Here is a 25,810-nt window from a genome sequence, read left to right as displayed (position 1 = left end):
TCACCGGATTACGCAATCGGGCGAGGCCGTCCTCTGTAATTCCTTTGATCATGCCGGGTGTTGTTTATATGGCACTTATAAATGCGTTAACCCGGTCCTGGGCCGCAATTCTCCGGGGTGTCATCGGGCGGCCCGAGTGGATCACGGAGGCCCCGAGCCGTTCAGCCAGAACGCCCCGTAGACCGCGGAGACGATCGCCAACCCTGCCGTGACCAGGGCGGATCGGGGGGTCCGCAGCCTGGCGAGCGCGGCGGCGAGGGGGAAGAGGACCGGGAAGGCGGGCAGCAGCATCCGGGGCTTGGACCCGAAGTAGCTCGACGCACACAGCGCGAGCGCGAGCACGACGCCGGTGTACACGAGCAGTCCGAGCGGCTGGCCCCGGCGCACGCCGGTGACGTACAGCCAGAGCAGCAGCGCGACGCCGACGGTCAGGCCGACGCCGGCGAGCGCGGCGGGGAATGACGTGAACTTCTCGGCCACGAAGCGCGCGAAGGCGTACCCGCCGTCGAAGCCGTTGCGCCAACCGGCCTGCACGTCCAGATAGCCGAGCGGGCCCTTGCCGGTGCGGTGACCGACCCACAGGACGTAGCCGGCCGCGCCGAGCGGGGCGACGACCACGCCGAGGAGACGGCGGACGGCGGACGACAGGGGAGCGGTGGATGAAGGCGAAGGGGCAGCGATGAGCGAAGAGGGGGCGCTGGGTGAAGAGGGGGCGCTGGGTGAAGAGGGAGCGGTGGAACAAGAGGGAGCGCTGGGTGAAGAGGGAGCGGTGGAACAAGAGGGGGCGCGTGTCGGCGGTCGGGCGCCGGCCGTGCGCGCCGCGCTTCGGTCCCGCACGAACGAGACCGCGGCCGTGACCCACACCGCCGCCACCACCGCACCGCCCACCGGCCGGGTCAGCCCCGCGAGCGCCGCGAGCAGACCCGCGCTCACCCACCGCCCGGTCAGCACCGCGTACAGCGCCCAGGCGGCCAGCGCCGTGAACAGCGACTCGCTGTACGCCATCGACTGCACGGCCGCGACCGGCAGGACGGCCCACAGGAGTACGGCGCACACACCCACCCGTGGCCCGTACACGTGCTCGGCCACGGCGAAGATCCCCGCCGCCGCGGCGAGCGAGGCCACGAGGCTCACCACGAGACCCGCGTGCGCGTACGGCAGCGGCGTGGCCGCGTGCAGCAGTCGCTCCAGCCAGGGCAGCAGCGGGAAGAACGCCAGATTCGAGTGGACGTCGCCGTTCGGCAGCCGCACCTGGTAGCCGTAGCCCAGTTCGGCGACCCGCGTGTACCAGAGGGAGTCCCAGCGCGCGCTCAGCAGCGTCAGCGCGCTCTTGCCGCGCGCGGCGCTCCACACCGCGAGCACCACCAGCCCGAGGACGCGGACCGCCGCGTAGCCGAGGACGGCCGGCAGCGCCCGGCGCGGCAGCGGTGCGGAGGGCGGGGCGTGGGGCGGGGCGTGGGGTGCGGCCACGCCGGTCCTCAGATCGGTCACGGGCTCGATTATCGACCGGACGGGGGAAGGGACCGTCCGCCGGGGCGCGGTCAAGCCGGTGCGACGTGGTGTACCGCACAAGGGTTCCCTCTGCCAGGTGAGAGGTCCGCCACGTGCGGCCGCGGCGGACTCGCGTAGGCTGACGAGTCATCCCCGTGGGTCAAGCGCGGGCCGGGGACACCGTTCTTCCCGGCCGTACGACAAGGGAGCCCCTGTCGCTGCGCCCCACGCGAGGGAAGATCTGGGAGGTACGTACATGTCCGGGACGACCACGGCCGGTGTCCGGCCGCGCGGTCGGGCGACCGGGCCCGGTGCCAACCGCTGGGTCGTCCTCGTCGTCCTCTGCGTCAGCCTGCTGCTCGTCGCCCTCGACGCGACCGTGCTGCACGTGGCGGTCCCCGCGGTCAGCGAGGACCTGCGGCCCGGCGCCGTCCAGCTGCTCTGGATCGTCGACGTCTACCCGCTGGTCTGCGCCTCGCTGCTGATCCTCTTCGGCACCCTCGGCGACCGCGTCGGACGCAGACGGGTCCTCCTGCTCGGCTACGGCCTCTTCGGCGTGGCCTCCGCCGTGGCGGCGTGCGCGCACACGGCCGAGGTGCTGATCCTCGCCCGCGCCCTGCTCGGCGTCGGCGGTGCCATGATCATGCCCGCGACCCTGTCGATCCTGCGCCAGTCCTTCCCCGACCGGCGCGAGCGCGCGCTCGCCATCGGCGTGTGGAGCGCGGTCGCGGCGGTCGGCGCGGCGGTCGGCCCGCTGCTCGGCGGCTTCCTGCTGGAGCACTTCTGGTGGGGCTCGGTCTTCCTGATCAACATCCCGCTGATGCTGATCAGCCTCCCCGTCGGACGCATCCTGCTGCCCGAGTCCCGGGGCGGGGCCGACGGCCCCTGGGACGTGACCGGCGCGCTGATGGCGGCGGCCGGCCTGTTCGGCGTCGTCCTCGGCGTCAAACGGCTCGGCGGCGGCGAGGCCCCCGTGAGCCCGGGAACCCTGCTGCCGCTGCTGGTCGGCGCGGCCCTCCTCGTCGTCTTCGTGCGACGGCAGCGGCGGCTGCCGCATCCGCTGGTGGACCTGTGCATGTTCCGCAGGCCCGCCTTCAGCACCTCGGTGGGCTGCATCGTGCTGGCGATGCTCGCCCTGGTCGGCCTGGAGCTGATCGCCGCGCAGTACCTCCAGCTGGTGCTCGGACTCTCGCCGCTCGCCACCGGACTGCGGCTGCTGCCGCTGACCGTGGCCGCGATGGCGGCGGGCCTGCTGGGCGCGCGCGTGCTGCGCCGGTTCGGGCCGCGCCGGATGGTGTGTGTCGGGTTCTGCCTGACGGCGGCCGCGGTGCTGACCCTGACCGCGATGGGCGGCACCGACAACGCGCCGCTGCTGCTGTCCGGCTTCGTACTGCTCGGCTTCGGCCTGGAGACCACGCTGTTCGGCGCCTACGAGTCGATGCTCAGCGAGGCTCCGGCGGACCGGGCCGGTGGCGCGGCGGCGATCGGCGAGACCTCGTACCAGCTGGGCGCCGGCATCGGCATCGCGCTGCTCGGCAGCGTGATGAACGCCGCCTACACCCCCCGGCTGCGTTCGGTCCCCGGCGTCTCCGCCCCGGACGCGGCCCGCGCCGGGCACTCGCTGGGCGAGGCCTACGACGTCGCCGACCGGCTCGGCGGCCCCGCCGGGGCGGCGCTGCGCCAGGTGGCGCGGGACTCCTTCGTGCACGGGCTGCACCTGACGCTGCTGGTGAGCGCGGGCCTGTTGCTGCTGGGCGCGGTGATGGCGCTGCGGCTGCCGCGGATCATGCAGTGCGACGCGGAGACGGACGCGCAGACGGTGCCGGGCGGCGCCGAGCCGGAGGCCGTGCGGGGCCGTGGCGGGCCGGACGCGGTGCCGGGCGGCGCCGAGCCGAAGATCCTGCCGGGGGGTCCGGAAGCGGACGCCGTGCCGGCCGTCGCCGGGCCGCTCGCGGCCGGGGTGCCCGCCCCGCGCCCCGCCGAGAAGCCGCGGGTCTCCGCCTGACCCCTCTGGACGTGCGGGAAACTGCCCCGTAACGTCGGCTGCGAAGCCGTAACTAGCGCTGCTAGTTTTTAGTACCGGAGGGTGTCCCATGTCCGCGAAGCTGCCCCCGTTCGACGCCACCGACCCGCTGGGGATCGACGATCTGCTGGACCCGGAGGACCTGGCGATCCGGGACACCGTCCGCGGCTGGGCAGCCGACCGCGTGCTGCCGTACGTCGCCGACTGGTACGAGAAGGGCGAGCTGCCGCAGATCCGGGAACTCGCCCGCGAGCTGGGCGGCCTCGGCGCCCTCGGGATGTCCCTCAGCGGGTACGGCTGCGCGGGCGCGTCGGCCGTCCAGTACGGCCTGGCCTGCCTGGAGCTGGAGGCGGCCGACTCCGGCATCCGCTCGCTGGTCTCCGTGCAGGGCTCCCTCGCGATGTACGCCATCCACCGCTTCGGCAGCGAGGAGCAGAAGCAGGAGTGGCTGCCGCGGATGGCCGCCGGCGAGGTGATCGGCTGCTTCGGCCTCACCGAGCCGGACCACGGTTCCGACCCCGCCTCGATGCGGACCCACGCCAAGCGGGACGGCGAGGACTGGGTGCTCAACGGGCGCAAGATGTGGATCACCAACGGCTCGGTCGCCGGGGTGGCCGTCGTCTGGGCCCAGACCGAGGAGGGCATCCGCGGTTTCGTCGTACCGACAAACACGCCCGGTTTCTCGGCGCCCGAGATCAAGCACAAGTGGTCGCTGCGCGCCTCCGTCACCAGTGAGCTCGTCCTGGACGACGTGCGGTTGCCCGCGAGCGCGGTGCTGCCGGAGGTCGTCGGGCTGCGCGGCCCGCTGAGCTGTCTGTCGCACGCCCGCTACGGCATCGTCTGGGGCGCGATGGGCGCCGCGCGCAGCAGCTTCGAGGCGGCCGTGGAGTACGCGAAGACCCGCGAGCAGTTCGGGCGGCCCATCGGCGGCTTCCAGCTCACCCAGGCCAAGCTCGCCGACATGGCGGTCGAACTGCACAAGGGCATCCTGCTCGCCCACCATCTGGGGCGGCGGATGGACGCCGGCCGGCTGCGCCCGGAGCAGGTCAGCTTCGGCAAGCTCAACAACGTCCGCGAGGCCATCGAGATCTGCCGTACGGCGCGGACGATCCTCGGTGCCAACGGGATCTCCCTCGAATACCCCGTGATGCGGCACGCGACCAACCTTGAGTCGGTGCTCACCTACGAGGGCACCGTCGAGATGCACCAGCTGGTGCTGGGCAAGGCGCTCACCGGGCTCGACGCGTTCCGGTGAGCCACCGGATGGGGCGGGGCCGGTGAGCGGCCCCGCCTCAGCTCTGGTTGAAGAAGCCGTCCGAGCGGTGCGCGGACGCCTCACCGCTGATGATCTCCGTGTCGGCCGGCGTCAGCAGGAACACCCGGGTGGAGACCCGGTCGATGGAGCCGCGCAGACCGAAGATCAGACCCGCCGCGAAGTCCACGACCCGCTTGGCGTCGCCGGGCTCCATGCCGGTGAGGTTCATGATGACCGGGACCCCGTCCCGGAACAGCTCGCCGATGGCACGGGCGTCCCGGAAGCTGTCCGGGGTGACCGTGGCGATCCGCCGGCTCCTCTCCTCGGCCTTGTCCGTGGCCACCTGCACCCGGGGGTCGGTCACCCAGGCGTCCCCGGACGCGGTGCCCTCGGAGTAGTCGTCGTCGTAGTAGCGCTCGTCATCGTTGTCGTCGACGAGGCCGAGCCACGCACTCGCCTTGCGTACCGATCCCATGGACGCCTCCTCTCACAGCGGTCTCTCGTGCTGTCCGTTCCCCTATGGTCATCCATGATGCTGACAACGCGCCAAGTGGATAGTCGCCGCGCGGGGGGTTTGTGACGGTACTGGTGCACAGCCGATCCGTCGAGACGCCTTGTCCCCCAAGGGTTGTGACACGTACGGCTGCTGACTGTGAGTGAAATATGATGGTCGGCGGCGGATGGGTGACGCTCGGTGCGTCCGGGTGAAGCCGATGACACGTCAACGCACGGGGGAAACGCTGTGTTCGGAATAGTCAGGCCCTGCTCGCACCGGCTCGGTGACCGCTTCAAGGCCGAGTGGATGGCGCATCTGTGCGGACTCTGCCTCGCGTTGCGCGGCGACCATGGTCAGCTCGCACGTGTTGTCACCAACTATGACGGTTTGTTGATCTCCGTGTTGACGGAGGCTCAGCTCGGTCGCGGCGAGGGCGGACGGCGGACGGCGGGGCCGTGCGCGCTGCGCGGGATGCGGACGGCGTCGGTCGCGCAGGGTGAGGGCGCGCGGCTCGCCGCAGCCGTCTCCCTGGTGCTCGCCGCGGCGAAGGTCCGCGACCATGTCGCCGACCGGGACGGACTCCTGGCCCGCAGGCCGGTGGCCGCCGCCGCCCGCAAGGTCGCGGCGAGCTGGGGCCGGGCCGGGGAGCACAGCGGGTCGGCGGTCGGCTTCGACACCGGTGTCCTGGTGGACGCCGTCGACCGCCAGCTCGGCATCGAGACGCTGGCCGGGCCCGGCACCCCGATCCTGACCGTCACCGAGCCCACCGAGACGGCCACCGCCGCCGCCTTCGCGCACACCGCGCGGCTGGCCGGCCGGCCCGGCAACGCGGTGCCGCTCGCCGAGACCGGGCGGCTCTTCGGGCGGCTCGCGCATCTGCTGGACGCGGTCGAGGACCGGGAGGCCGACGCCGAGAGCGGCGCCTGGAACCCGCTGACCGCCACCGGCACCTCCCTCGCCGAGGCCCGCAGGCTCGCCGACGACGCCGTGCACGGCATCCGACTGGCCCTGAAGGACACCGAGTTCCGCGACGGCGCGCTGGTCCATCTGCTGCTGGTGCACGAGCTGCGGCGCTCGGTGGACCGGGCGTTCGGCACGACGTCCTGCGGACACACCGCTCCGGAGGCCGCGTTCGGGCCGCCGACGGGGCCGTACGCGCCGGGGAACCCGGGCACGCAGGGGCCGTACGCGCCGGGCGACCCGCACGGCAACCCCTACGGCGGCCCGTCGAAGGGCCCGGACAAGCGGGGCTTCTGGGCCGGTTGCGCCGCCGCGCTCGCCGTGTGCTGCACCTGCAAGGTGTGCTGCGCCGACGAGTTCGAGGGCCCGTGGTCGCGGAAGCGGCGCGAGGGCTGCTGCGCCTCCTGCGACTGCAACTGCGACTGGTCGTGCTGCGAGGCCCTTGAGTGCTGCGAGTGCTGCGAGTGCTGTACCTGCGACTGCGGCTGCTGACCCCCGCTCAGTTCCCGAGCTCGGGCGGGGAGATCCGTGACTTCGTGATCGCCGAGCCCGTCGTGCCCCACTTCTCCAGGATCTTGTCGTAGGTGCCGTCGGCGATCAGCCGGTTCACCGCGGCCTGGAAGGCGGGCGCCAACGTGGTGCCCTTCTTGAAGGCGAAGCCGACGTCGAGCCGGTGGAACTCGTTGAGGAACTTCAGGCCGCTCTGGCGGGCGACGGCGTAGCGCAGGCCGTTGATCGTGGACATCACCACGTCGCTGCGGCCCTGTTGCACCGAGGACCAGATCGCGCTGGGCTCGGCGTACGTCTGCACCCGGTACGGCTTCTCGCCCGCATCGGCGCACAGGTGCTCGTTCTCCTCCAGCGTGGCCTCGAACGTCGTGCCGGCGCCGGTCGCCACGTTCAGTCCGCACAGCTGCTTCAGATCGGTGATCCTGGTCAGCCTGCTGTCCTTGCGGGTGGCGAAACCCTGGCCGTCGTTGATGTAGGTGACGAAGTCGATGGTCTTGCGGCGCTCGTCGGTGACCCCGAAGTTGCTCGCGCCGAAGTCGTACTTGCCGCTGTCCAGGGCGGGCAGGATCGCCTCGAAACTCGCCTGCTCCACGGTCAGTTCGACGCCGAGCACCTTGGCGACCGCCTTGGCGAAGTCGACGTCCTGGCCGGTCAGCGTTCTGCCGTCGGCGAGGTAGGTGGTGCCGGGCGGGGTGCCGCCGACGCTGATCGCGACGGTGAGGTGCTTGGTGCCGGCGGGCAGCAGCCCCGCCGCCGCGGGGTCCGTCTTCTCGGCCGACACCACGTCCGTGGTCGGCACCGCGTCGGACGCGGCCGCCACCCCGGGGGCGTCCGCCCCGCCCGCGGCGCCGGAGCCCGAGCCGCAGGCGGTGAGGAGCAGGGTGGCCGAGGTCAGGGCGGTGAAGGGCATGACGAATCGATAGATCGACGTACGCATCGGAGGCGTTCTCCTGAACGGAAAAGGGTGTGCGAGAGCGCGAGGGGAGGGGGCGCGTGTGAAGGCACGGTGGAGCGAGGAAGGCGCGGAAACGCGGGGAAAAAGCGGAGAGCGCCGAGGAGGCCCGCCGGCGGCGGGCATGCGCAGGGGGTCAGCTCAACAGGAGGAGGACCACACGCGACCGAAGTCGATGTGGGAGCGGGTGACCAGCCACTGCTGTGGATGCATGGGGCAAGTGGAACAGGCATCCGGTTCCGCGTCAACCGACTTGAGACGTACCGCTCACCATACGGACACCCTTGACAGCGCGGGCGACCGCTTGCGTACTCTCGGTGCACGGCCCTGCTGAGGGGCTCGGCCGTGACCGCGCCATGTGTACGGCGCACCCGTGTGAAGGCATCACCCGTTCCGACGTTCGACCGATCGCGTCACGGAGCCTTCGCATGTCATCCGACACCCTCGCCCACGCGTCCACCGCCCCGGAGATACCCGGTCCCGCGGCCGTCCCCGTCCCCCGGATCGTGCCCCAGCGCCGCTACGGACAGTGGACCGCCGCCGTCGCCGTCCTCGTCCTGCTCGGCCTCGCCCTCACCTCCGTCGTGCGCAACCAGGCGTTCCAGTGGGACGTCGTCGCCGACTACTTCACCACCGGCGCGGTGCTGCGCGGACTGTGGCTCACGCTCTGGCTGACCGCCGTGGTGATGGTCCTCGGCTTCGCCCTCGGCACCCTGCTCGCCGCCTTCCGGCTGTCCGCCAACCCCGTGCTTCGCGCGGTCGGTTCCGGATACGTCTGGCTGTTCCGGTCGATCCCGATCCTGGTGCAGCTGCTGCTGTGGTTCAACATCGGGGCGCTGTACCCGACGGTGCTCGGGGTCAGGACGGTCAACCTGCTCAGCCCGGTCGCCGTCGCCGTCGTCGGCCTCACCCTGCACGAGGCCGCCTACGCCGCCGAGGTCGTGCGCGGCGGCATCCTCTCCGTCGACCGGGGCCAGATCGAGGCCGCCCAGGCGCTCGGCCTGAGCCGCCGGCGCCGCTGGTGGCGGATCGTGCTGCCGCAGGCGATGCGCTCCATCGTGCCGCCCGCCGGCAACATGCTGATCGGCACCCTCAAGGGCACCTCCATCGTCAGCGTCATCGCGGTCGACGACCTGCTGTTCTCCGCCCAGTTGATCTACCACCGCACCTACCAGGTCATCCCGCTGCTGATGGTCGCCACCCTCTGGTACGCCGTCGTCACCAGCGTGCTCGGCATCGGCCAGCACTACGTGGAGAAGTACTACGCCCGCGGCACGGAGCAGGCCCGATGAGGCCCCGGCTGGTGATCGTGGGCGCCGGGCCGCGGGGGACCGGCCTCCTCGAACGCGTCGCCGCCAACGCCCCGGAGCTGTACGCGGGTTCGGGTCTCGACATCCATCTCGTGGACCCGCATCCACCGGGCGGCGGACGCATCTGGCGCGAGGAGCAGTCGCCGCTGCTGTGGATGAACTCGCACGCCGAGGACGTCACGATGTTCACCGACGACACGGTGCGCATGGACGGACCGGTGCGCGAGGGCCCCACGCTGCACGAGTGGGCCGCGCTGGACGGCCGCACCTTCGCCGACCGCCGGATCCAGGGCCGCTACCTGCGCTTCGTGTACGAGCGGGCCCTGGCCGAGCTGCCCCCCCACATCACCGTGCGCCACCACCCCACCCGCGCCCTGCGCGTCGGCGGCCCCCGCGAGGGGCGCCAGCAGGTGTGGCTGGAGGGCAGGACCCGCCCCCTCCTCGCCGACCTGGTGATCCTCGCCCTCGGCCACCTCGACGCCGAACTCGAACCGGAACAGGCCGAGCTGGCGGCGTACGCCCGCGCGCACGGCCTCGTGCACCTGCCGCCCGACTTCACCGCCGACAGCGACCTGTCCGCCCTGGGGCCCGGCGAACCGGTGCTCGTACGGGGCTTCGGACTGGCCTTCGTCGACCTGATGGTGCTGCTCACCGAGGGCCGCGGCGGACGGTACGACGGCGACACCTACCTCCCCTCGGGCCGGGAGCCGGTGCTGTACGTCGGTTCGCGGCGCGGGGTGCCGTACCACTCGAAGATCGGCTACGACTGGACCGGCGACCGGCCCCCGCTGCCCCGCTTCCTCGGCCCCGCCGAGATCCGGGAACTGCGCTCCCGGCCGGACGGCTTCGACTTCCGGCGCGATGTGTGGCCGCTGGTCGAGAAGGAGTTGGGCTTCGCCCACTACCACCGGCTGTTCACCGCCCACCCGGAGCGCACGGCGAGCGCCTGGGCCGACTTCGAGGAGAAGTACGCGGCCGCCTCCGGCCCCGCCGATCTGGACGCGCTGATCGCCGCCGCCGTACCCGACCCCGCCGACCGGCTCGACCTCACCGCGCTCGACCACCCGCTCGCCGGAGTGCGCCACGCCTCGCCCGAGGACTTCCAGGGCGGCCTGCGCGCCTACATCGAGGCCGATCTGGCGAGACGTCACGATCCTTCCTTCAGCCCCGACCTGGGTGTCTTCCTCGGACTGCTGTCGGTCTACGGGCAGTTGGTGCGGCTCGGGGACATCGGGCCCTGGTGGCACGGGTTCTTCAGCTGCCTGGCGTCCGGGCCGCCCGGCCCCCGGCTGCGGCAGATGCTCGCGCTGTCCCGGGCGGGGCTGCTGCGGTTCCTCGGCGCCGACATGGCCGTCACCGCCGAGGACGGGGTGTTCCGGGCGTCCAGCCCCACCGTGCCGGGCCACTCGGTCACGGCACGGGCGCTGGTCGAGGCCCGGCTGCCCGCGCCCACCGTCGGCCGCGCCCGCGACCCCCTGCTGCGCGAACTGCACGCCGACGGCGCGGCCGAGACCCCCGAGGGGCTGCTGCGGGTCGACCCCCGCGACGGCCGCGTCCTCGACGGCGCCGGGCGCCCGCACCCCCGCCGCTTCGCACTCGGCCCCTACACCGACGCCCGCACCCCCGGCGCCTTCACCCGGCCGCGCACCGGTGGCCCGGCCTTCCGCCAGAACGACGCCACCGCGCGGGCGGCGCTGGCCTTCCTGCGGGCCGGGGCCGGACACGCCGCCGCATGAACCTCCCTCCTGCACAAAGGAATCACGTCATGACCGTCATGGTCGACATCAGGTCGGTGCACAAGAGCTTCGGCCCGCTCGACGTCCTCAAGGGCATCGACCTCCAGGTCCGCACCGGCGAGGTCACCGTCGTGCTCGGCCCCTCCGGCTCCGGCAAGTCCACGCTGCTGCGCACCATCAACCACCTGGAGAAGGCGGACCGCGGCGAGATCACGGTGGACGGCTCGCCGATCGGATACCGGCGCGCCGGGGACCGGCTGTACGAACTGCCCGAACGGAAAGTCCTGCGCCGGCGGACCAGGATCGGCTTCGTCTTCCAGGACTTCCGCCTCTTCCCGCACCTCACCGTCCTGGACAACGTGGTCGAGGCGCCGGTGTCCGCGCTGAGGCGGCCCCGCGAGGAAGCGGAGGAGCACGCGCACCGGCTGCTCGCACGGGTGGGACTCGCGGACAAGTCCCATGCCTATCCGGGGCAGTTGTCCGGTGGGCAGCAGCAGCGCGTCGCCATCGCACGGGCGCTGGCGCTCAGGCCCCGGCTGCTGCTCTTCGACGAGCCGACCTCGGCACTCGATCCCGAACTGGTCGGCGAGGTCCTCGACGTCATCCGCGATCTCGCCGCCCAGGGCACCACGATGATCGTCGTCACCCATGAGATCGCGTTCGCGCGGGAGGTCGCCGACACGGTGGTCTTCATGGCCGACGGGCGGATCGTCGAACAGGGGCCGCCGGACGCGGTGTTGGGAGCGCCGCGGGAGGAGCGGACACGGGCGTTCCTGGCGAAGGTGTTGTGAGGATGGGAGCGGACGCGGGGCGCGTGCCACCGGGGCGGGGAAGGGGACGGGCCCGCGGAGCGCGGTGGCCGGAGGCGGGCGGATGAGCGGGCGGTACCGCCGCGGGATGCTGCATCTGGCCGCCGCCGTCGACCTGCCGGACCGTCCCGGCGCAGGCTCCCGCACCGAACTGGTACGACTCGCCGAGCACGGCCGGCTGGACTTCGTGACCCTGGCCGACTCGACCGGACGGCCGGGACCCGAGGTGCTCGACCTGCTGGCCGCGGTGGCGTCGGCGACGCGGCGGATCGGGTTGGTGGGGGTGGTGCCGGGTGCGGTCACCCTGCGGGCGGCGCCGGCCGCTCCGGAACCGACGGCCCCGGCCGCCCTGGAGTCGGCCGCCTGGGCCGTCCTCGACCGGGTCGCCGGGGGGCGCGCGGGCCGGTGGATCGAGGCGCCGGGTACGGAGGAGGCGGCGCGGGCGGCCGACCGTACCGTCCCCGGGGCGGCCGGACCGGCAGGTACCGCACGGGGGTCGTGGGACGTCCCGGAAGGTGCCGCCGAAGGGGTGCGGGACGTACCGGAGACCGCCGTCGGCGTCCGGGGGCCGACGGCACCCTCCGGGGCCGCGCCCGTCCGGGACCCCCTGGACCCCCTCGCCCCCCTCACCCCCCTCACCCCCGTCTTCCCCCGTACCCACCCCGTCCGCGTCGCCGACGCCGGCACCCGCCCCGCCCGAGCCCTCGCCGCCCGGTTCGCCGACGTGGCCCTGGTCCGCGCCGCGACCCCGGCGCAGGCGGCCGCCGTGCGCGAGGAACTGCGGTCGCGGGCAGCTCGGTCCGGGCGGGACCCGGGTGCCCTGCGGGTCCTGGTGAGCCTGCGGGTCGACCTCGGCGGCGGGGAGCGCGCGGCCGAGCCCGGTCACGGCGGGGGCGGCCCCCGGCCCACCGTGCGGGGCCCGCTGTACCGGGGCGGGCCGGTCGACCTCGCGGACCTGCTCACCGCCTGGCACACCGAGGGCGCCGTCGACGGCTTCCACCTGGTCCCCGTCGAACCCCGCCGCGACCTGGAGCGACTGGTCAACGGCACGGTGGCGCTGCTCCAGCACCGCGGCCTGTTCCGCACCTTCTATCCGGGTGGCACCCTGCGCGAGCACCTGGGCCTGGCCCGCCCCGTCCACCACTCTCCGCGGCCGAAGAAGACAAAGCACACAAAAGGATGGAACAGCATGGCAATCGACGCGTCCGACGCATGGAAGCAGTGGCGAGAGAAGCGGGAGGAATCGGTCACCGCGCCCTATGGGCCGCTCGCGCTGACCGCCACCCACTGGATCGAGGACCAGCCGGAGGGTCGACTTCCGGACATTCCGGGGACCTGGGCGGCGGACGGCGAGGGTGTGGTGCTGACGGCCGTCGAGGCCGACGGACTCCAGGTGGACCGCCGCCCCTTCGGCGGGGAGGTCCGGCTGACCGCCGATACCGGCCCGGAGGCCGCCGCCCGCGTCTCGCTCGGCGAGAAGCGACTGGTCGTGCTGGTCCGCGAGGGCGTGTGGGGGGTGCGGGTCTACGACCCCGGCGCCGAGGCCCGGCGCGCCTTCCGGGGCATCGAGGCCACCGCGTACGACCCCGGTTGGGCGGTGCCGGGCCGCTTCACGCCGTACGACGCGCGGCGCGTCGTGCGACTCGGCAACGCGGACGGCCGGGCCCGCGGGTTCGCGCTCGCCGGTGAACTCGCCTTCACCGTGGGCGGGCGGGAGTGGACGCTGGCCGTGGCGCGGCAGGGCGAGGGGCCGCTGTGGGCGGTGTTCGCCGACGCCACCAGCGGCGACACCAGTTTCCGGTTCCGCTTCCTGTTCCCGGAGGCGCCGGACGCGCAGGGGCGTACGACCGTCGACTTCAACCGGGCCCAACTCCCGCCCTGCGCCTTCGCCGACCACTTCCTCTGCCCCTTCCCGCCGCCCGGGAACACGCTGGACATCGCCGTCGAGGCGGGGGAGCGGGTGCTGAGCTGACACCAACGGAAGTTAAAGCGAGGGGTGTCGGGGCAAAGGAGGGCTAAAGTCCGACGGCCGAAAGGCACCCTTGTGCCTATCGGTCGTCCGGCCGAATACTCCCCCTCAGTGCCTGTCAGGGACATGTAAATCCGGAACCCCGGAGGTGTCCCTGGCTGCGCCTCACCGGGCCCCGACCCCACGCGGGCCCCCGAATCCCCATGGAGGGAACGAAACGTGAGGATCGAGCGCACCACTCCCCGCACCGGCTCGGCGAGACGGACCCGGCTGATCGCCGTGGCCGCGGGCTTCCTGGCCGCGGCCGCCTTCGCCGCCCCCACCGCGAGCGCCAGCGACGCCCACCCCTTCAGCGCCGCCCAGCTCACCCGGGCGAGCGACTCGGTGATGAAGGCGGACGTCCCCGGCACCGCCTGGGCCGTCGACGCCAAGAACAACCACGTCGTCGTCACCGTCGACAGCACGGTCTCCAAGGCCGAGATCGCCAAGATCAAGAAGCAGGCCGGCGCCGAAGCGGGCGCGCTCACCATCAAGCGCACGGCCGGCACGTTCAACAAGCTGATCAGCGGCGGCGACGCCATCTACGGCGGCCAGTACCGCTGCTCGCTCGGCTTCAACGTGCACAGCGGCAGCACGTACTACTTCCTGACCGCAGGGCACTGCGGCCAGGTCGCCTCCACCTGGTACAGCGACTCCAGCCACAGCACGGTGCTCGGCACCAACGTGGGCTACAGCTTCCCGGGCAACGACTTCGCGCTCGTCAAGTACACCAACTCCGCGATCTCCCACCCGAGCGCGGTCGGCAGCCAGACCATCTCCAGCGCGGCCACCCCGAGCGTGGGCCAGACCGTCTACCGGCGCGGTTCCACCACCGGTACGCACAGCGGCAAGGTCACCGCGCTCAACACCACCGTCAACTACGGCAGCGGCGACATCGTCTCCGGCCTGATCCAGACCACGGTCTGCGCCGAGGGCGGCGACAGCGGCGGTCCGCTGTACAACGGCACCGTGGCCTACGGTCTGACCTCCGGCGGCAGCGGCGACTGCACCTCCGGCGGCACGACCTTCTTCCAGCCGGTGACCGAGGCCCTGAGCTACTACGGCGTCACGCTCCCCTAACCGGCACCGGCTTCGGCCCGGCTGCCGTGAGCCCCCGCACATATGCGTGTGTGCGGGGGCTTCTTCATGCCCGCCTCGTGGAGGAAGGGAGCAGGCGGTGAACAGGAACAAGCCATGATGCGCCGTCACGTTCGGGTGAGGGCTACTCGCTCGTAGTGTTTGCACCCCGAAATTTCCTGGGTGGTGACGGTCGGTCACCCGTGAGCGGGCGCGGACAGGCCCTTCCGTCGCGCGTCCGGAACTCGGCCTTGTGTGTCCCCTGTGGGTTTCGGAAGAGTGGGCGCCCGTCAACCAGCCTTCCGGCCGTCGGGTCCCCACAACCCGGACGGCCGTCCCCCCACAGGAGGACGTGAGTTGAAGCACCGACGCATATCCAGGCGCCGGCTCGTCATGGCCGGCGCGGGTGTCGCCGCACTGGCGCGACGGGTGTCACCTTGCAGAATGCGAACGCCAGCGAGCCCGCGAAGCCGGTGTCCCGGCCCCGGCTGATGTCCGCTCCGGCGGCCGCGACGCTGGCCTCCGACCTGAGTGCGCGCCTCGGTTCGGACGCGGCGGGCAGCTACTACGACGCCGAGGCCAGGAGCCTCGTCGTGAACGTGCTCGACAAGGCCGCCGCGAAGGCCGTCGAGGCCAAGGGCGCCAAGGCCAGAATCGTCACCCACACGCTGGCCCAGCTCGACGGCGCCCGTGCGACGCTGAAGAAGGACGCGACCATCCCGGGCACGTCCTGGTCCATCGACCCGGTGTCGAACAAGGTCGTCGTCACGGCCGACAAGTCGGTCACCGGCGCCCGCTGGGACAAGCTGAGCAAGGTGGTCGACGGGCTCGGCGGCAGGGCCGAACTCAAGCGTTTCCAGGGCGAGTACAAGCCCTTCGTCGCCGGCGGCGACGCCATCAACGGCTCCGGCGGCCGCTGCTCGCTCGGCTTCAACGTGGTCAAGGACGGGCAGCCGTACTTCCTGACCGCCGGGCACTGCACGGCGGCCATCTCCACCTGGTCGGACGCCGACGGCAACGAGATCGGGCAGAACGCGGAGTCCCACTTCCCGGGCACCGACTTCGGTCTGGTCAAGTACACCTCGGACGCCGCCCGCCCGAGCGAGGTCGACCTCTACGACGGCTCGACCCAGAAGATCACCGGCGCCGCCGAGGCCACGGTGGGCATGAAGGTCACGCGCAGCGGGTCCACCACCCATGTGCACGACGGCACGGTCACCGGCCTGAACGCCACCGTCAACTACCAGGAGGGCACGGTCAGCGGGCTGATCCAGACCGACGTCTGCGCCGAGCCCGGTGACAGCGGCGGTTCCCTGTTCTCCGGCAGCGACGCGATCGGCCTGACCTCCGGCGGCAGCGGCGACTGCACCTCCGGCGGGGAGACCTTCTTCCAGCCGGTCACCGCGGCCCTCTCCGCCACCGGCACCGAGATCGGCTGACCGAAGCCGTTCGGCCGGCGGCCCCCGGTCGAACGGCTCCCGCGGCATCCCGTCCCGAGTCCTCGGGGCGGGATGCCGCGTTTCGGCCGACGCCCACTCCCGCTCACGCCCTCTTACGCACCGTAAATAATCATCCATCTGTTCGAATGCACTCGCCGACCAGCGCCGATGGAGTTACAGTATTCGAACGAGCGTACGATGAACGTATCGGGCGTATGGCTGAAAAGGGGTGGAGTGAGGGAGGTGCGGCATGGCGGGCTTCGCTCATCTGCATGTCGCGTCCGGTTACTCCGCCCGCTACGGCGCCGCCCACCCGGAGCAGCTGGTGCGCCGGGCCGCCGAGCGGGGTATGGCGGTGCTCGCGCTGACCGACCGGGACACCGTCACCGGCGTTGTCCGATTCGCGCAGGCGTGTGCGAGGGAAGGGGTGCGGCCGGTCTTCGGCGTCGACCTCGCGGTGGAGGCGCTCGCCCCGCCGCCGCCCGGCCGGCGGGGCCGTACCCCGGCGCGTGGCGGCGCCCACGTGGTCGAGCCGCCGCTGCGCGTCGTGCTGCTCGCCCGGGACCGTGAGGGCTGGGCGCGGCTGTGTCGGATCACCTCGGCCGCGCACGCCGACGCCCTCGGCGGCCGGGCGCCCGTGGTGCCGTGGACCGCGCTGCGGGAGCACGGCGGCCCCGGCCTGATCGTCCTGCTCGGCCCGCTCTCGGAGCCGGTGCGGGCGCTGTCGGCGGGCCGGGAGGATGTCGCGGTACGGCTGCTGGCGCCGTGGCGGGAGGTCTTCGGGGGAGAGGTCCGGCTGGAAGTCGTCGCGCAGAAACGTTTTGGCGTGGGTCCGGGCTCCCTCCGTCTCGCCGCCCGCACCCTCGCGCTCGCCGACCGCACCGGCACGACCGCCGTCCTCACCAATGCCGTCCGCTACGCCGACCCCGACCAGCACCGCCTCGCCGACGTCCTGGACGCCGCCCGGCTGCTGCGGCCCATCGACCGGCGCCGCCTGGACAGCGGGCAGCGCTGGATCAAGGACGAGCGGGCGATGACGGTCCTCGCGCGCATGGTCGCCGAGTGCGCCGGGGCCGACGAGCGGCGGGCCCGCCGACTGCTCGCCGACACCGCGGCCACGGCGGCCCGGTGCGCCCTCGACCCCGCCGCGGACCTGGGCCTCGGCACCCGGCACTTCCCCGAGCCCGCGCTCTTCGGTGCCGGGCCCGGGGCGGACGGCGCCGCCCGGTTGCTGCGCCGGCGCTGCGAGGAGGGCCTCGCCCGCCGGGGCCTCGACCACGATCCGGCGGCGCTCGCCCGCCTCGACGAGGAACTCGCCGTGATCTCCCGGCTGTGCTACGACTCGTACTTCCTCGCCGTCGGCCAGGTCGTCGCCGACATCCGCGCCAAGGGCATCCGGGTCGCGGCCCGCGGCTCGGGCGCCGGCTCGATGGTCTGCCACGTGCTGGACATCGCCACCGCCAACCCGCTCGACCACCGCCTGCTGTTCGAACGGTTCCTCAGCGTGCGCCGGGCCTCGCTGCCCGACATCGACATCGACGTGGAGTCCGCGCGCCGCCTGGAGTGCTACGACGCGATCTTCGAACGGTTCGGCAAGGAGCGGGTCGCGGTCACCGCGATGCCCGAGACCTACCGGGCGCGCCGGGCCCTGCGCGACACCGGCCTCGCCCTCGGCATCGCGCCCGCGGAGGTCGACCGGATCGCCAAGAGCTTCCCGCACCTGCGGGCCTCCGACATCACCGGCGCCCTCGCCGAACTGCCCGAACTGCGCCGGCTCGCTTCCGAGGCGGGCCGGTTCGGGCCGCTGTGGGAGCTGGCCGAGGGGCTCGACTCCCTGGTCCACGGCATGGCCATGCACCCCTGCGGCGTGGTCGTCAGCGACGCCGGCCTGCTGGACCGGCTGCCGGTGCAGCCCACCCCGCAGGGCGACTACCCGATGGCCATGGCGGCGAAGGAGGAGATCGAGGCGCTCGGCAACATCAAGCTCGACGTCCTGGGTGTGCGGATGCAGTCCGCGATGGCCCACGCCGTGGCCGAGATCGAGCGGACCACCGGTGACCGCATCGACCTGGACGACCCCGAACAGGTGCCGCTGGACGACGTGTTCGCGTTCAAGCTGATCCAGGAGAGCCAGACCCTCGGCCTGTTCCAGCTGGAGTCGCCCGGCCAGCAGGACCTGCTGTCCCGGCTCCAGCCGCGCAACCAGCAGGACGTCATCGCCGACATCAGCCTCTTCCGCCCGGGGCCGGTCGCGGGCGGCATGCCCGAGCGGTACATCGCCGCCCGGCACGGCGGCACCCCCGTGTACGCCCACCCGGACCTGGAGCCGGTGCTCGCCGACACCTACGGCGTGACCATCTGGCACGAGCAGGTCATCGAGACGCTGCGGGTGCTGACCGGCTGCGACCGGGCCTTCGCGGAGATCACCCGGCGGGCGCTCGGCGACCGGGAACGGCTGCCCGAGATCAGGGAGTGGTTCCACCGGCGGGCCGGCGCGCGCGGCTACAGCGAGTCCGTACGGGAGGAGGTGTGGAGGACGGTCGAGGCCTTCGGGGCGTACGGCTTCTGCCGGGCGCACGCGGTCGCCTTCGCCGTCCCCGCCCTGCAGAGTGCCTGGCTCAAGGCGCACCATCCGGCCTTCCTGCTGGCCGGGCTGCTCGAACACGATCCCGGGATGTGGCCCAAGCGGGTCCTGGTCGCCGACGCGCGCCGGCGCGGGGTGCCGGTGCTGCCCGTCGACGTCAACCGGTCCAGGGCGCGGCACACCGTGGAGAAGGCCGACGGAGACCGGTGGGGTGTACGCCTCGCCCTGTCCGCCGTGCACGGGATCGGCGAGCAGGAGTGCGCGCGGATCGAGGAGGGGCAGCCGTACGCATCGCTGTCGGACTTCTGGCAGCGGGCCCGGCCCAGCAGACCGGTCGCCGAACGCCTCGCGGAGATCGGCGCGTTGGGCTGCCTGCACGACGGCCGGCTCACCCGGCGCGATCTGCTGCTCCAGATCGCCGAACTCCACCGGGCCGCCCGCAACCGGTCCGCCGGCACCGGTCAACTGCCTCTGATCGCGGGCGCGGTCGGCGGCTCGGAGCCGAGCGGGCTGCCGGAGATGACCGGCCGCGAGGCGCTCGGCGCCGAGCTGAACAGCCTCGGCATCGATGTCTCCCGGCACCTGATGGAGCACCACCACCGGCTGCTGCGGGAGGTCGGCGCGACCGACGCGGCGCACCTGGCCGGGCTGCGCGCCGGTCAGCGGGTCCTCGTCGCCGGGGTGCGGGCCTCCACCCAGACCCCGCCGATCGCCAGCGGCAAGCGGATCATCTTCGTCACCCTGGAGGACGGCTCCGGCCTGGTCGACCTGGCGTTCTTCGAGGACTCCCACCCGGCCTGCGCGTACACCGTCTTCCACAGCGGGCTGCTGCTGGTGCGCGGCACGGTGCAGGTGCGCGGCACCCGTCGTACCGTCGTCGGCACCATGGCCTGGGACCTGGACCGGATCGCCGCCGCCCGCCGCGACCACGGGCCCGAGGCCGCGCTCGCCCTCCTCGGTGAGAGCCGCCCGCACCCGACCCCCGCCCAGCCGCGGCGCACCCTGGCCAACGGCACCACCGGCGCCCGCCTGCACCCGTACGCCGATCTGCTGCCCGCCGGCAGCCGCTCGGCCGACCTGAAGAAGTTCGGTTACACCAGTCCGGGGAGTGCGGGATGAGCAACCGTCAGCGGCACATCGCCCATCTGTATCTGCACGGCTCGCTGAGCGAGGAGCAGTACGGTCATGTAATCGAACTGGTGTCTGGCATCACGCCCCATGTGCAGGAGATGCCGCCCGACGCCGTGCAGTTGGACCTGACCTCGGCGCTCCGGTACTTCGGCCTGTCCCCCTATGACGTGGTCCAGATGACGATGATGCGCCTGAAGGCCCTCCACGGCATCGACGGCAGCGCCGGGCTCGCGGGCAACCGGATGCTCGCGGCGATGGCGGCCGACGCGTCCGCGCCGGGGGAGACCACCTGGGTGCCCGCCGAGCGGGCCGCCGAGTGGCTTCGCCCCCGGCCGGTCACCGCGCTGCCGGGGATCGGCCGCGCCACGGCGGCGACGCTCGGCCGGTACGGCCTGCACAGCATCGGCCAGGTCGCCGACCTGTCCCCGGCGACCCTGCAACGCCTCCTCGGCGCGGGCACCGCTCGGCTGCTGGCCGAACGCGTCCGCGGCCACGACCCGCGCCCCGTCCTGCCCAGGGAGCCGGCGGTCCAGCTGACCGCCGACCGCGTGCTGGACCGGGACTGCCTCGACCCCGCGGAGCAGCACCGGTCGGTCCTCGGGCTCGCCGACCGGATCGGCCGACTCCTGCGCGGCGAGCGGCGGGTGGCGAGCCGGGTCACCCTCACCGTGCGCTACGCCGACCGCAGCTCCAGCACCCGGACGCGCGCCCTGCCGGAGCCCACCGACCACTCGCCCGCCCTCACCGCGGCGGCCCTCGGCCTGCTGTCCTCCCTGGGCCTGCAACGGGCCCGGGTCCGCGCCTTCACCCTGCGCGCCGACGGCCTCCGCCCGACCACCGACGCCTACCACCAGCTCTCCCTGGACCCCGCCGACACCCGCGCCCGCGCCGCCGAGGCCGCGGCGGACCGGGCGCGCCGCCGGTTCGGTCCGGACGCGGTCCGGCCCGCCGCGACGGCGCGCTTCACCGGTGACACCTCGGGTGGCGGGGTCGGTTGGTCCAGGGCGGGGTGATCCGGCTGCCGTCCGCCGGTTCGGCGTGAGGCCGACGGGGGGTGGTCCCCGGAGAGGGGTGTGTGGCCGGTCGGGTTCTCCGGGCCCGGGGTGGCCTCGGCGTCGGCGATCACCGTGTCGCCCGCGCGCCCGCGCCCGGTGCGGCCGTCGAGCGTGATGAGCGGTTCGCCGTCACCGCTGCCTGCTGCCGGTGAGCGGGGTGGCGTACGAGACGAAGCGGGGGTCGTGGATCTCATGGGGCGGGGCGACCGTCACCGAACGCGCCGCGCACCGGGGCGGGGCGACCGTCACCGAACGCGCCGCGCACCCCGGGGTGACCGGGCAGGCGGCGCGCCGGCGGGTGGACGAGGTGGTGCGCGAGGGGTCCGCCGAGCGGCGGCCGCATCCGGGGGGACGCGCGGGTGCGGCCGATCGTGCCGGCCGAGCGCGGACGGGCCTGCGCCCGGGCGGTGGAGGAGACGGCGGCGGAGGAGACGGCTGCGGAGGCCGTCGAGGGGAGGACCGGGCTGCCGGGTGAGGGGGGAAGTGCGGTGCCTGCGGGCGGGCTTGGCGAAGCTCGCGCCCCACGGGCCGGTGCGGCCCGTCCGGTGACGGCGCGTCACGTCATTGGTTGACGCCGGAAGTTTTACTTGCGCGTAACTTCCCCCGTCGGCTACTCGCCCGTAACTTGACGGATGAACAGCATCCCCGTGATCCGGATCACAGGGCAAGGCCGCCGTACTTCCCCTTGAGCCGCAAGGAGATCACCCGATGCCGCCCTGGAAGCGAGTGCTCAGACCCCTCGCCGCCCTTCTCCTGTCCGCCGCCGCCGTCATCCTGCCCGCCACGGCCGCGCACGCCGACACCGCCACCCACAGTGGCTGGAACGACTACTCCTGCAAGCCCTCCACCGCCCATCCCCGTCCCGTCGTCCTGGTCCACGGAACCCTCGGCAACTCGGTCGACAACTGGCTCGGCCTCGCCCCCTATCTGGAGGCCCGCGGGTACTGCGTCTTCTCCCTCGACTACGGCCGACTTCCCGGCGTCCCCGTCTTCTTCGGCCTGGGCCCCATCGACCAGTCGGCCGCGCAGCTCGCCACGTTCGTGGACCAGGTGCGCTCCGCCACCGGCGCCGCCAAGGTCGACCTCGTCGGGCACTCCCAGGGCGGCATGATGCCCCGTTACTACCTGAAGTTCCTCGGCGGCGCGGACAAGGTGAACGCGCTCGTCGGCATCGCCCCCGACAACCACGGCGCCACCCTCAGCGGGCTCACCAACCTGCTGCCGTACTTCCCCGGCGCGGCGGACCTGATCAAGGCCACCACCCCCGGCCTCGCCGACCAGATCCCCGACTCCGCCTTCCTCGCCAAGCTCAACGCGGGCGGCGACACCGTCCCCGGAGTGCACTACACGGTCATCGCGACCCGGTACGACGAGGTGGCCACCCCCTGGCGCAGCCAGTACCTCAGCGGCTCCGACGTCCGCAACGTCCTGCTCCAGGACCTGTGCCCGCTGGACCTCTCCGAACACCTGGCGATCGCCCTGACCGACCGCGTCGCCTTCCACGAGGTCGCCAACGCCCTCGACCCGGCGCACGCCAGCGCCACCACCTGCGCCTCCGCCCTCAGCTGACGACCCGGCGCGGGGTCAGCCGTCGGGCCACCGTCCGGGACTGTCAGTGGCGTGTGTCACTCTCCGGTCATGACCGATGAACGTGAGCACGGCGGTACGACCGTCCGGACCGTGGACTGGGACGCGCGGGCCGCCGGCTTCGACGAGGAGCCGGACCACGGCCTGCGCGATCCCGGTGTGCGGGCCGCCTGGTCGGCCAGACTCCGCTCCTGGCTGCCGGGGCACCCCGCCGACGTGCTCGACCTCGGCTGCGGCACCGGCAGCATGTCGCTCCTCGCGGCCGAGCAGGGACACCGGGTGACGGCCGTCGACCTGTCCCGGGCCATGACCGAGCGGGCCCGCGCCAAGCTCGCCGGGCACGGGGCCGAGGTGCTGCGCGGACCGGCCGAGGCCCCGCCCGTGGGGGAGCGTCGCTTCGACGTGATCCTCGTACGTCACGTCCTGTGGGCGCTGCCCGACCAGGCCCGTGTGCTGCGGCACTGGCGGGACCTGCTGCGCCCCGGCGGCCGGTTCGTGCTGGTCGAGGGCGTCTGGGGCGAGTCGCACCCCGTCGGCGTACCCGCGGACCGGCTCACCGCGCTGCTGGAGCCGCTGACGGCCGGGGCGCGCGTGGAGCGGCTGTCCGGTGACGCGGTGCTGTGGGGGAAGGAGGTGACGGACGAGCGGTACGCGGTGGTGGCGACCGTGTGAGGCGGGTGGCCGCGGATCGGGCCGGCCGCGCGGACCGGCCGTTTCCTGGAGGCGGCCCGCCGTCCGCTCACGCCAGCAGATCGCCGAAGCCGCCCGCGCGGGCGAGCCGCTCCAGTTCGCCGAGAGCGGCCACGGCGGCCGCGGCGGCCTCGGGGTCCGTCCCGGCCAGCCCGCTCGCGGCGAACTCGTCCTCGTCCAGGCGGCGTACGTCCCCGCCGTCGGCCGAGCGCCACAGGTCCAGGTCGAGGTCCTCGACCACCAGCTCCGTGCCGGTGCGCACCGCGGGCCGGGTGATGTCGCAGTACCAGCCCTTGACCGAGCCGTCCGCGGCGCGCACCTCCTTGACCGCGTACCACCGGTCGCGCCAGTAGTACTCGGTGAACACATCGCCCGGCTCGAAGCGTACGAACCCGAAGTCACGGGTGCCGGAGCCCGCCCAGGGCGCCCGGACCACGACCCGGGTGCCGTCGTCCCCGAGCAGCGCGGCCGGATAACGGATCTTCGTGCGGCCGCCCTTCACCAGCACGACCGTCAAGTCGGCCGTCGTGTCAGCCGAGTTCGTGGACATGGTGTACCTCCGTTGCGCAGATCTCGTACCCGAGCCATTTGTTGATCGCGATCATGGGGTCGTTGCCCGCGTCGTTGCCCGTGAACGCCTCGGTGACGCCGGCGGCACGGGCCCGGTGCAGGGAGTGCAGCTTGGCGAGCTTGGCCAGCCCCTTGCCGCGGTGGGCGCGGGCGGTGCCGGTCATCGCGGTGGAGTACCGGCCGTCGCCGTCGGTGTAGGCCGCGCTGAAGGCGACCGGACGGCCGTCGACGCACGCGGCCATGGTCAGCTCGCGGTTCAGCAGCGGATGGTCCCAGGTCCGCGCCAGCCAGTCGTCGTAGCCCCGGGACTCGAAGTCGAGGTCGCCCGGTTTGTCCTGAAGTGTCTCCGCGTCCAGCTCGAACAGCGGGCGCGGGTCGTCCGCGAAGTCCGCGGCCGAGCGCAGAGCGACGCCCGGCGGGGTGGGCGGCAGCGGCGGCAGGTCGGCGCCCACCAGGTCCAGGCGCAGGAAGTGCGCGGACCGGCCGGCCCGATAGCCGTGCCGCTCGGCGAAGGCCCGGTTGGCCGGCTCGTCCAGGACCCAGCTGAGCACCTTGGTCGCGCCCAGCGAGGCGAGGTACTCCTCGGCCGTGCGCAGCAGCAGCCCGCCCGCGCCGCGGCCCGCCCGGTCCGGCCGGACGTAGACGTTCAGCACGCCCTGGCCCGGCTCGCTGCTGTCGTACGCCAGCAGGACCTGGGCGGTGCCGATGATCTCGCCGTCCTCCTCCGCGACCAGGGGCCGGTAGTGGGCGTCGGGATGCGTGTGCAGCGCGTTGTGCCGGACCGATTCCGGGGTGAACAGGATGTACGGCAGGGCGAGTCGACGCACCCGGGCGAAGCCCTCGGGGTCGGCCGGCGCATCGGGGCGCAGGTCACGGACGATCAGTGTCATGGGGAGGGACCGTACGGGGAGATGTGCCGGGGATGCCTCTCATTTTTCCGTCCGTACGGGAGAATCGGGGCCGTGAGCCTGAAGATCCGCATCGATGACAGCGCGCCCCCCTACGAGCAGGTGCGGGCGCAGATTTCCGAGCAGGCGCGGTCCGGGGTGCTGCCCGTGGGGTACCGGCTGCCGACGGTACGCGGGCTGGCCGAGTCCCTGGGGCTCGCGGTGAACACGGTGGCCAAGGCGTACCGGGCGCTGGAGAGCGACGGGGTGATCGAGACACGCGGGCGCCGCGGCACGTACGTGGCCGCGGCCGGCTCCGCCGCGGAGCGTGAGGCGTCGTCGGCCGCGCAGGCGTATGCCGACCGGGTGCGGAGGCTGGGGCTGGGGGAGGAGGAGGCGCTGGCCGCGGTGCGGGACGCCCTGCGGGCCGCCTACGGGGGACAGGGGTAGCCGGAGCCTCACCGGAGCCGCGCGGGTTCCGGCACCCGCGTCACCGCCAGCCCCGCCCGCCGCGCCGCCCTCCCGAACGTCACCGCGTCCGCCACCGCCGCGCCGCCCGGGTCGTTGTTGAAGTAGGCGTGGACGTCCTCGCCGTCGGGGAACGCCGTGGCGACGCGGTCGACCCAGGTCTCCAGGGCGCGGCGGCCGTAGCGGGGCCAGGGGTGGGCGCGGCCCTGGTGGAACCGGACGTAGCCCCAGTCGGTGGTGCGCCACAGCGGGGTGACCGGGCGGGACAGGACGTCCGCCCAGCACAGGGCCGCGCCGCGGGAGGCGAGGACCCCGCGCACCTCCGGGGTCCACCAGGAGTCGTGACGGGGCTCCACCGCGACCCTCGTACCGCGCGGGAAACAGGCCAGGCAGGCGTCCAGCAGGGCCGGGTCGGCGCGCAGGGTCGGCGGGAGCTGGAGCAGGACCGGGCCGAGCCGGTCGCCGAGGCCCGCCGCGTGGGTCATCAGCCGGTGCACCGGCTCCTCGGGCTCCCTCAGCCGCTTGATGTGGGTGAGGAACCGGCTGGCCTTGACCGCGACCACGAAGTCCGGCGGCACCCGGGCCCGCCAGGCGGCGAAATGGTCGTACGACGGCAGCCGGTAGAAGGCGTTGTTGATCTCCACCGTGGCGAACAGCCGGGTGTACTCCTCCAGCCACAGCCGCGTCGGGACCCCGGCCGGATAGACGAGATCCCGCCAGTCCTTGTACTGCCACCCCGAGGTGCCGACGAACAAGGTCACGTCTTCATGAA

Annotated in this window: 19 protein-coding genes and 1 pseudogene; 14 read left to right on the top strand and 6 right to left on the bottom strand. The window is 73.1% G+C overall.

Annotated features, from left to right (window positions below):
• Nucleotides 1-141: 141 nt before the first annotated feature.
• Nucleotides 142-1,491, bottom strand: a complete 1,350-nt coding sequence (locus tag ACWDD7_RS26025) for a mannosyltransferase family protein (protein WP_450459136.1) — start codon at nt 1,489-1,491, stop codon at nt 142-144.
• Between the two features lie 256 nt (nt 1,492-1,747).
• Between ACWDD7_RS26025 and ACWDD7_RS26020 the strand changes: the two genes are divergently transcribed.
• Together ACWDD7_RS26020 and ACWDD7_RS26015 are read left to right on the top strand one after the other, a co-directional pair.
• A complete protein-coding gene (locus tag ACWDD7_RS26020; protein WP_450459135.1) occupies nt 1,748-3,496 on the top strand; it encodes an MFS transporter in 1,749 nt (582 codons plus the stop codon).
• A gap of 88 nt (nt 3,497-3,584) precedes the next feature.
• A complete protein-coding gene (locus tag ACWDD7_RS26015; protein ID WP_450459134.1) occupies nt 3,585-4,769 on the top strand; it encodes an acyl-CoA dehydrogenase family protein in 1,185 nt (394 codons plus the stop codon).
• A gap of 37 nt (nt 4,770-4,806) precedes the next feature.
• On the opposite strand, the gene ACWDD7_RS26010 is transcribed toward ACWDD7_RS26015, so the two are convergent.
• The gene (locus ACWDD7_RS26010; RefSeq protein ID WP_285562494.1) at nt 4,807-5,244 is read right to left on the bottom strand and encodes a cell division protein SepF; all 438 of its coding nucleotides are present in this window, start codon (nt 5,242-5,244) and stop codon (nt 4,807-4,809) included.
• Nucleotides 5,245-5,511: 267 nt separating this feature from the next.
• Here ACWDD7_RS26010 and ACWDD7_RS26005 point away from each other — a divergent pair, with 267 nt between their 5' ends.
• Entirely contained in the window at nt 5,512-6,717 is a 1,206-nt protein-coding gene (locus tag ACWDD7_RS26005) for a DUF5685 family protein (protein WP_450459133.1), read from the top strand.
• A gap of 7 nt (nt 6,718-6,724) precedes the next feature.
• Here ACWDD7_RS26005 and ACWDD7_RS26000 read toward each other — a convergent pair whose 3' ends face one another.
• Nucleotides 6,725-7,672 carry an ABC transporter substrate-binding protein gene (locus ACWDD7_RS26000; RefSeq protein WP_450459132.1) on the bottom strand — a complete coding sequence of 316 codons (948 nt, stop codon included), beginning with the start codon at nt 7,670-7,672 and terminating at the stop codon, nt 6,725-6,727.
• 443 nt (nt 7,673-8,115) lie between these two features.
• Between ACWDD7_RS26000 and ACWDD7_RS25995 the strand changes: the two genes are divergently transcribed.
• From ACWDD7_RS25995 to ACWDD7_RS25950, 10 genes and pseudogenes are all read left to right on the top strand, one after another.
• Nucleotides 8,116-8,979 carry an amino acid ABC transporter permease gene (locus tag ACWDD7_RS25995; protein ID WP_450459131.1) on the top strand — a complete coding sequence of 288 codons (864 nt, stop codon included), beginning with the start codon at nt 8,116-8,118 and terminating at the stop codon, nt 8,977-8,979.
• On the top strand, nt 8,976-10,733 hold the full coding sequence (locus ACWDD7_RS25990) for an FAD/NAD(P)-binding protein (protein ID WP_450459129.1): 1,758 nt from the start codon (nt 8,976-8,978) through the stop codon (nt 10,731-10,733). Before ACWDD7_RS25995 ends, ACWDD7_RS25990 begins: the two co-directional genes overlap by 4 nt.
• Nucleotides 10,734-10,762: 29 nt before the next feature.
• Nucleotides 10,763-11,524 (top strand): amino acid ABC transporter ATP-binding protein, encoded by a 762-nt coding sequence (locus tag ACWDD7_RS25985; protein ID WP_351877790.1) that lies wholly within the window; start codon nt 10,763-10,765, stop codon nt 11,522-11,524.
• Nucleotides 11,525-12,731: 1,207 nt separating this feature from the next.
• On the top strand, nt 12,732-13,514 hold the full coding sequence (locus tag ACWDD7_RS25980; protein ID WP_450459166.1) for a DUF1684 domain-containing protein: 783 nt from the start codon (nt 12,732-12,734) through the stop codon (nt 13,512-13,514).
• A 216-nt stretch (nt 13,515-13,730) separates the two neighbouring features.
• On the top strand, nt 13,731-14,630 hold the full coding sequence (locus tag ACWDD7_RS25975; protein WP_450459127.1) for a S1 family peptidase: 900 nt from the start codon (nt 13,731-13,733) through the stop codon (nt 14,628-14,630).
• 354 nt (nt 14,631-14,984) lie between these two features.
• A pseudogene (locus ACWDD7_RS25970) lies at nt 14,985-16,066 on the top strand (S1 family peptidase).
• Between the two features lie 250 nt (nt 16,067-16,316).
• The gene (locus ACWDD7_RS25965) at nt 16,317-19,769 is read left to right on the top strand and encodes a DNA polymerase III subunit alpha (protein ID WP_450459126.1); all 3,453 of its coding nucleotides are present in this window, start codon (nt 16,317-16,319) and stop codon (nt 19,767-19,769) included.
• Nucleotides 19,766-20,794, top strand: a complete 1,029-nt coding sequence (locus tag ACWDD7_RS25960; protein WP_450459125.1) for a DNA polymerase Y family protein — start codon at nt 19,766-19,768, stop codon at nt 20,792-20,794. The genes ACWDD7_RS25965 and ACWDD7_RS25960 overlap by 4 nt, the downstream gene beginning before the upstream one ends.
• 750 nt (nt 20,795-21,544) lie before the next feature.
• Complete coding sequence (locus ACWDD7_RS25955; protein ID WP_450459124.1) at nt 21,545-22,405, top strand: esterase/lipase family protein; 861 nt, start codon at nt 21,545-21,547, stop codon at nt 22,403-22,405.
• A 69-nt stretch (nt 22,406-22,474) separates the two neighbouring features.
• Complete coding sequence (locus tag ACWDD7_RS25950; RefSeq protein WP_450459123.1) at nt 22,475-23,095, top strand: class I SAM-dependent methyltransferase; 621 nt, start codon at nt 22,475-22,477, stop codon at nt 23,093-23,095.
• A 67-nt stretch (nt 23,096-23,162) separates the two neighbouring features.
• On the opposite strand, the gene ACWDD7_RS25945 is transcribed toward ACWDD7_RS25950, so the two are convergent.
• Both ACWDD7_RS25945 and ACWDD7_RS25940 read right to left on the bottom strand, forming a co-directional pair.
• Complete coding sequence (locus ACWDD7_RS25945) at nt 23,163-23,663, bottom strand: DUF402 domain-containing protein (RefSeq protein ID WP_351876301.1); 501 nt, start codon at nt 23,661-23,663, stop codon at nt 23,163-23,165.
• Nucleotides 23,644-24,573 carry an N-acetyltransferase family protein gene (locus ACWDD7_RS25940; protein WP_450459122.1) on the bottom strand — a complete coding sequence of 310 codons (930 nt, stop codon included), beginning with the start codon at nt 24,571-24,573 and terminating at the stop codon, nt 23,644-23,646. Before ACWDD7_RS25940 ends, ACWDD7_RS25945 begins: the two co-directional genes overlap by 20 nt.
• A gap of 72 nt (nt 24,574-24,645) precedes the next feature.
• Between ACWDD7_RS25940 and ACWDD7_RS25935 the strand changes: the two genes are divergently transcribed.
• Nucleotides 24,646-25,020, top strand: a complete 375-nt coding sequence (locus tag ACWDD7_RS25935; protein ID WP_351876305.1) for a GntR family transcriptional regulator — start codon at nt 24,646-24,648, stop codon at nt 25,018-25,020.
• A gap of 8 nt (nt 25,021-25,028) precedes the next feature.
• On the opposite strand, the gene ACWDD7_RS25930 is transcribed toward ACWDD7_RS25935, so the two are convergent.
• A complete protein-coding gene (locus ACWDD7_RS25930; protein WP_351876307.1) occupies nt 25,029-25,799 on the bottom strand; it encodes a DUF72 domain-containing protein in 771 nt (256 codons plus the stop codon).
• Between the last annotated feature and the right edge of the window lie 11 nt (nt 25,800-25,810).

The sequence above is a fragment of the Streptomyces sp. NPDC001056 genome (genome assembly GCF_053598955.1).
The sequence above is the reverse complement of the archived record's forward strand: the minus strand, read 5'-3'. Positions and strand labels throughout refer to the sequence as shown.

Coding starts and splice junctions, on each gene's coding strand:
- ACWDD7_RS25985 (WP_351877790.1), top strand. CDS start 10,763: ATGACCGTCATGGTCGACATCAGGTCGGTGCACAAGAGCTTCGGCCCG.
- ACWDD7_RS26010 (WP_285562494.1), bottom strand. CDS start 5,244: ATGGGATCGGTACGCAAGGCGAGTGCGTGGCTCGGCCTCGTCGACGAC.
- ACWDD7_RS25960 (WP_450459125.1), top strand. CDS start 19,766: ATGAGCAACCGTCAGCGGCACATCGCCCATCTGTATCTGCACGGCTCG.
- ACWDD7_RS25995 (WP_450459131.1), top strand. CDS start 8,116: ATGTCATCCGACACCCTCGCCCACGCGTCCACCGCCCCGGAGATACCC.
- ACWDD7_RS25950 (WP_450459123.1), top strand. CDS start 22,475: ATGACCGATGAACGTGAGCACGGCGGTACGACCGTCCGGACCGTGGAC.
- ACWDD7_RS25965 (WP_450459126.1), top strand. CDS start 16,317: ATGGCGGGCTTCGCTCATCTGCATGTCGCGTCCGGTTACTCCGCCCGC.
- ACWDD7_RS25990 (WP_450459129.1), top strand. CDS start 8,976: ATGAGGCCCCGGCTGGTGATCGTGGGCGCCGGGCCGCGGGGGACCGGC.
- ACWDD7_RS25980 (WP_450459166.1), top strand. CDS start 12,732: ATGGCAATCGACGCGTCCGACGCATGGAAGCAGTGGCGAGAGAAGCGG.
- ACWDD7_RS26015 (WP_450459134.1), top strand. CDS start 3,585: ATGTCCGCGAAGCTGCCCCCGTTCGACGCCACCGACCCGCTGGGGATC.
- ACWDD7_RS25955 (WP_450459124.1), top strand. CDS start 21,545: ATGCCGCCCTGGAAGCGAGTGCTCAGACCCCTCGCCGCCCTTCTCCTG.
- ACWDD7_RS26020 (WP_450459135.1), top strand. CDS start 1,748: ATGTCCGGGACGACCACGGCCGGTGTCCGGCCGCGCGGTCGGGCGACC.
- ACWDD7_RS26000 (WP_450459132.1), bottom strand. CDS start 7,672: ATGCGTACGTCGATCTATCGATTCGTCATGCCCTTCACCGCCCTGACC.
- ACWDD7_RS25945 (WP_351876301.1), bottom strand. CDS start 23,663: ATGTCCACGAACTCGGCTGACACGACGGCCGACTTGACGGTCGTGCTG.
- ACWDD7_RS25940 (WP_450459122.1), bottom strand. CDS start 24,573: ATGACACTGATCGTCCGTGACCTGCGCCCCGATGCGCCGGCCGACCCC.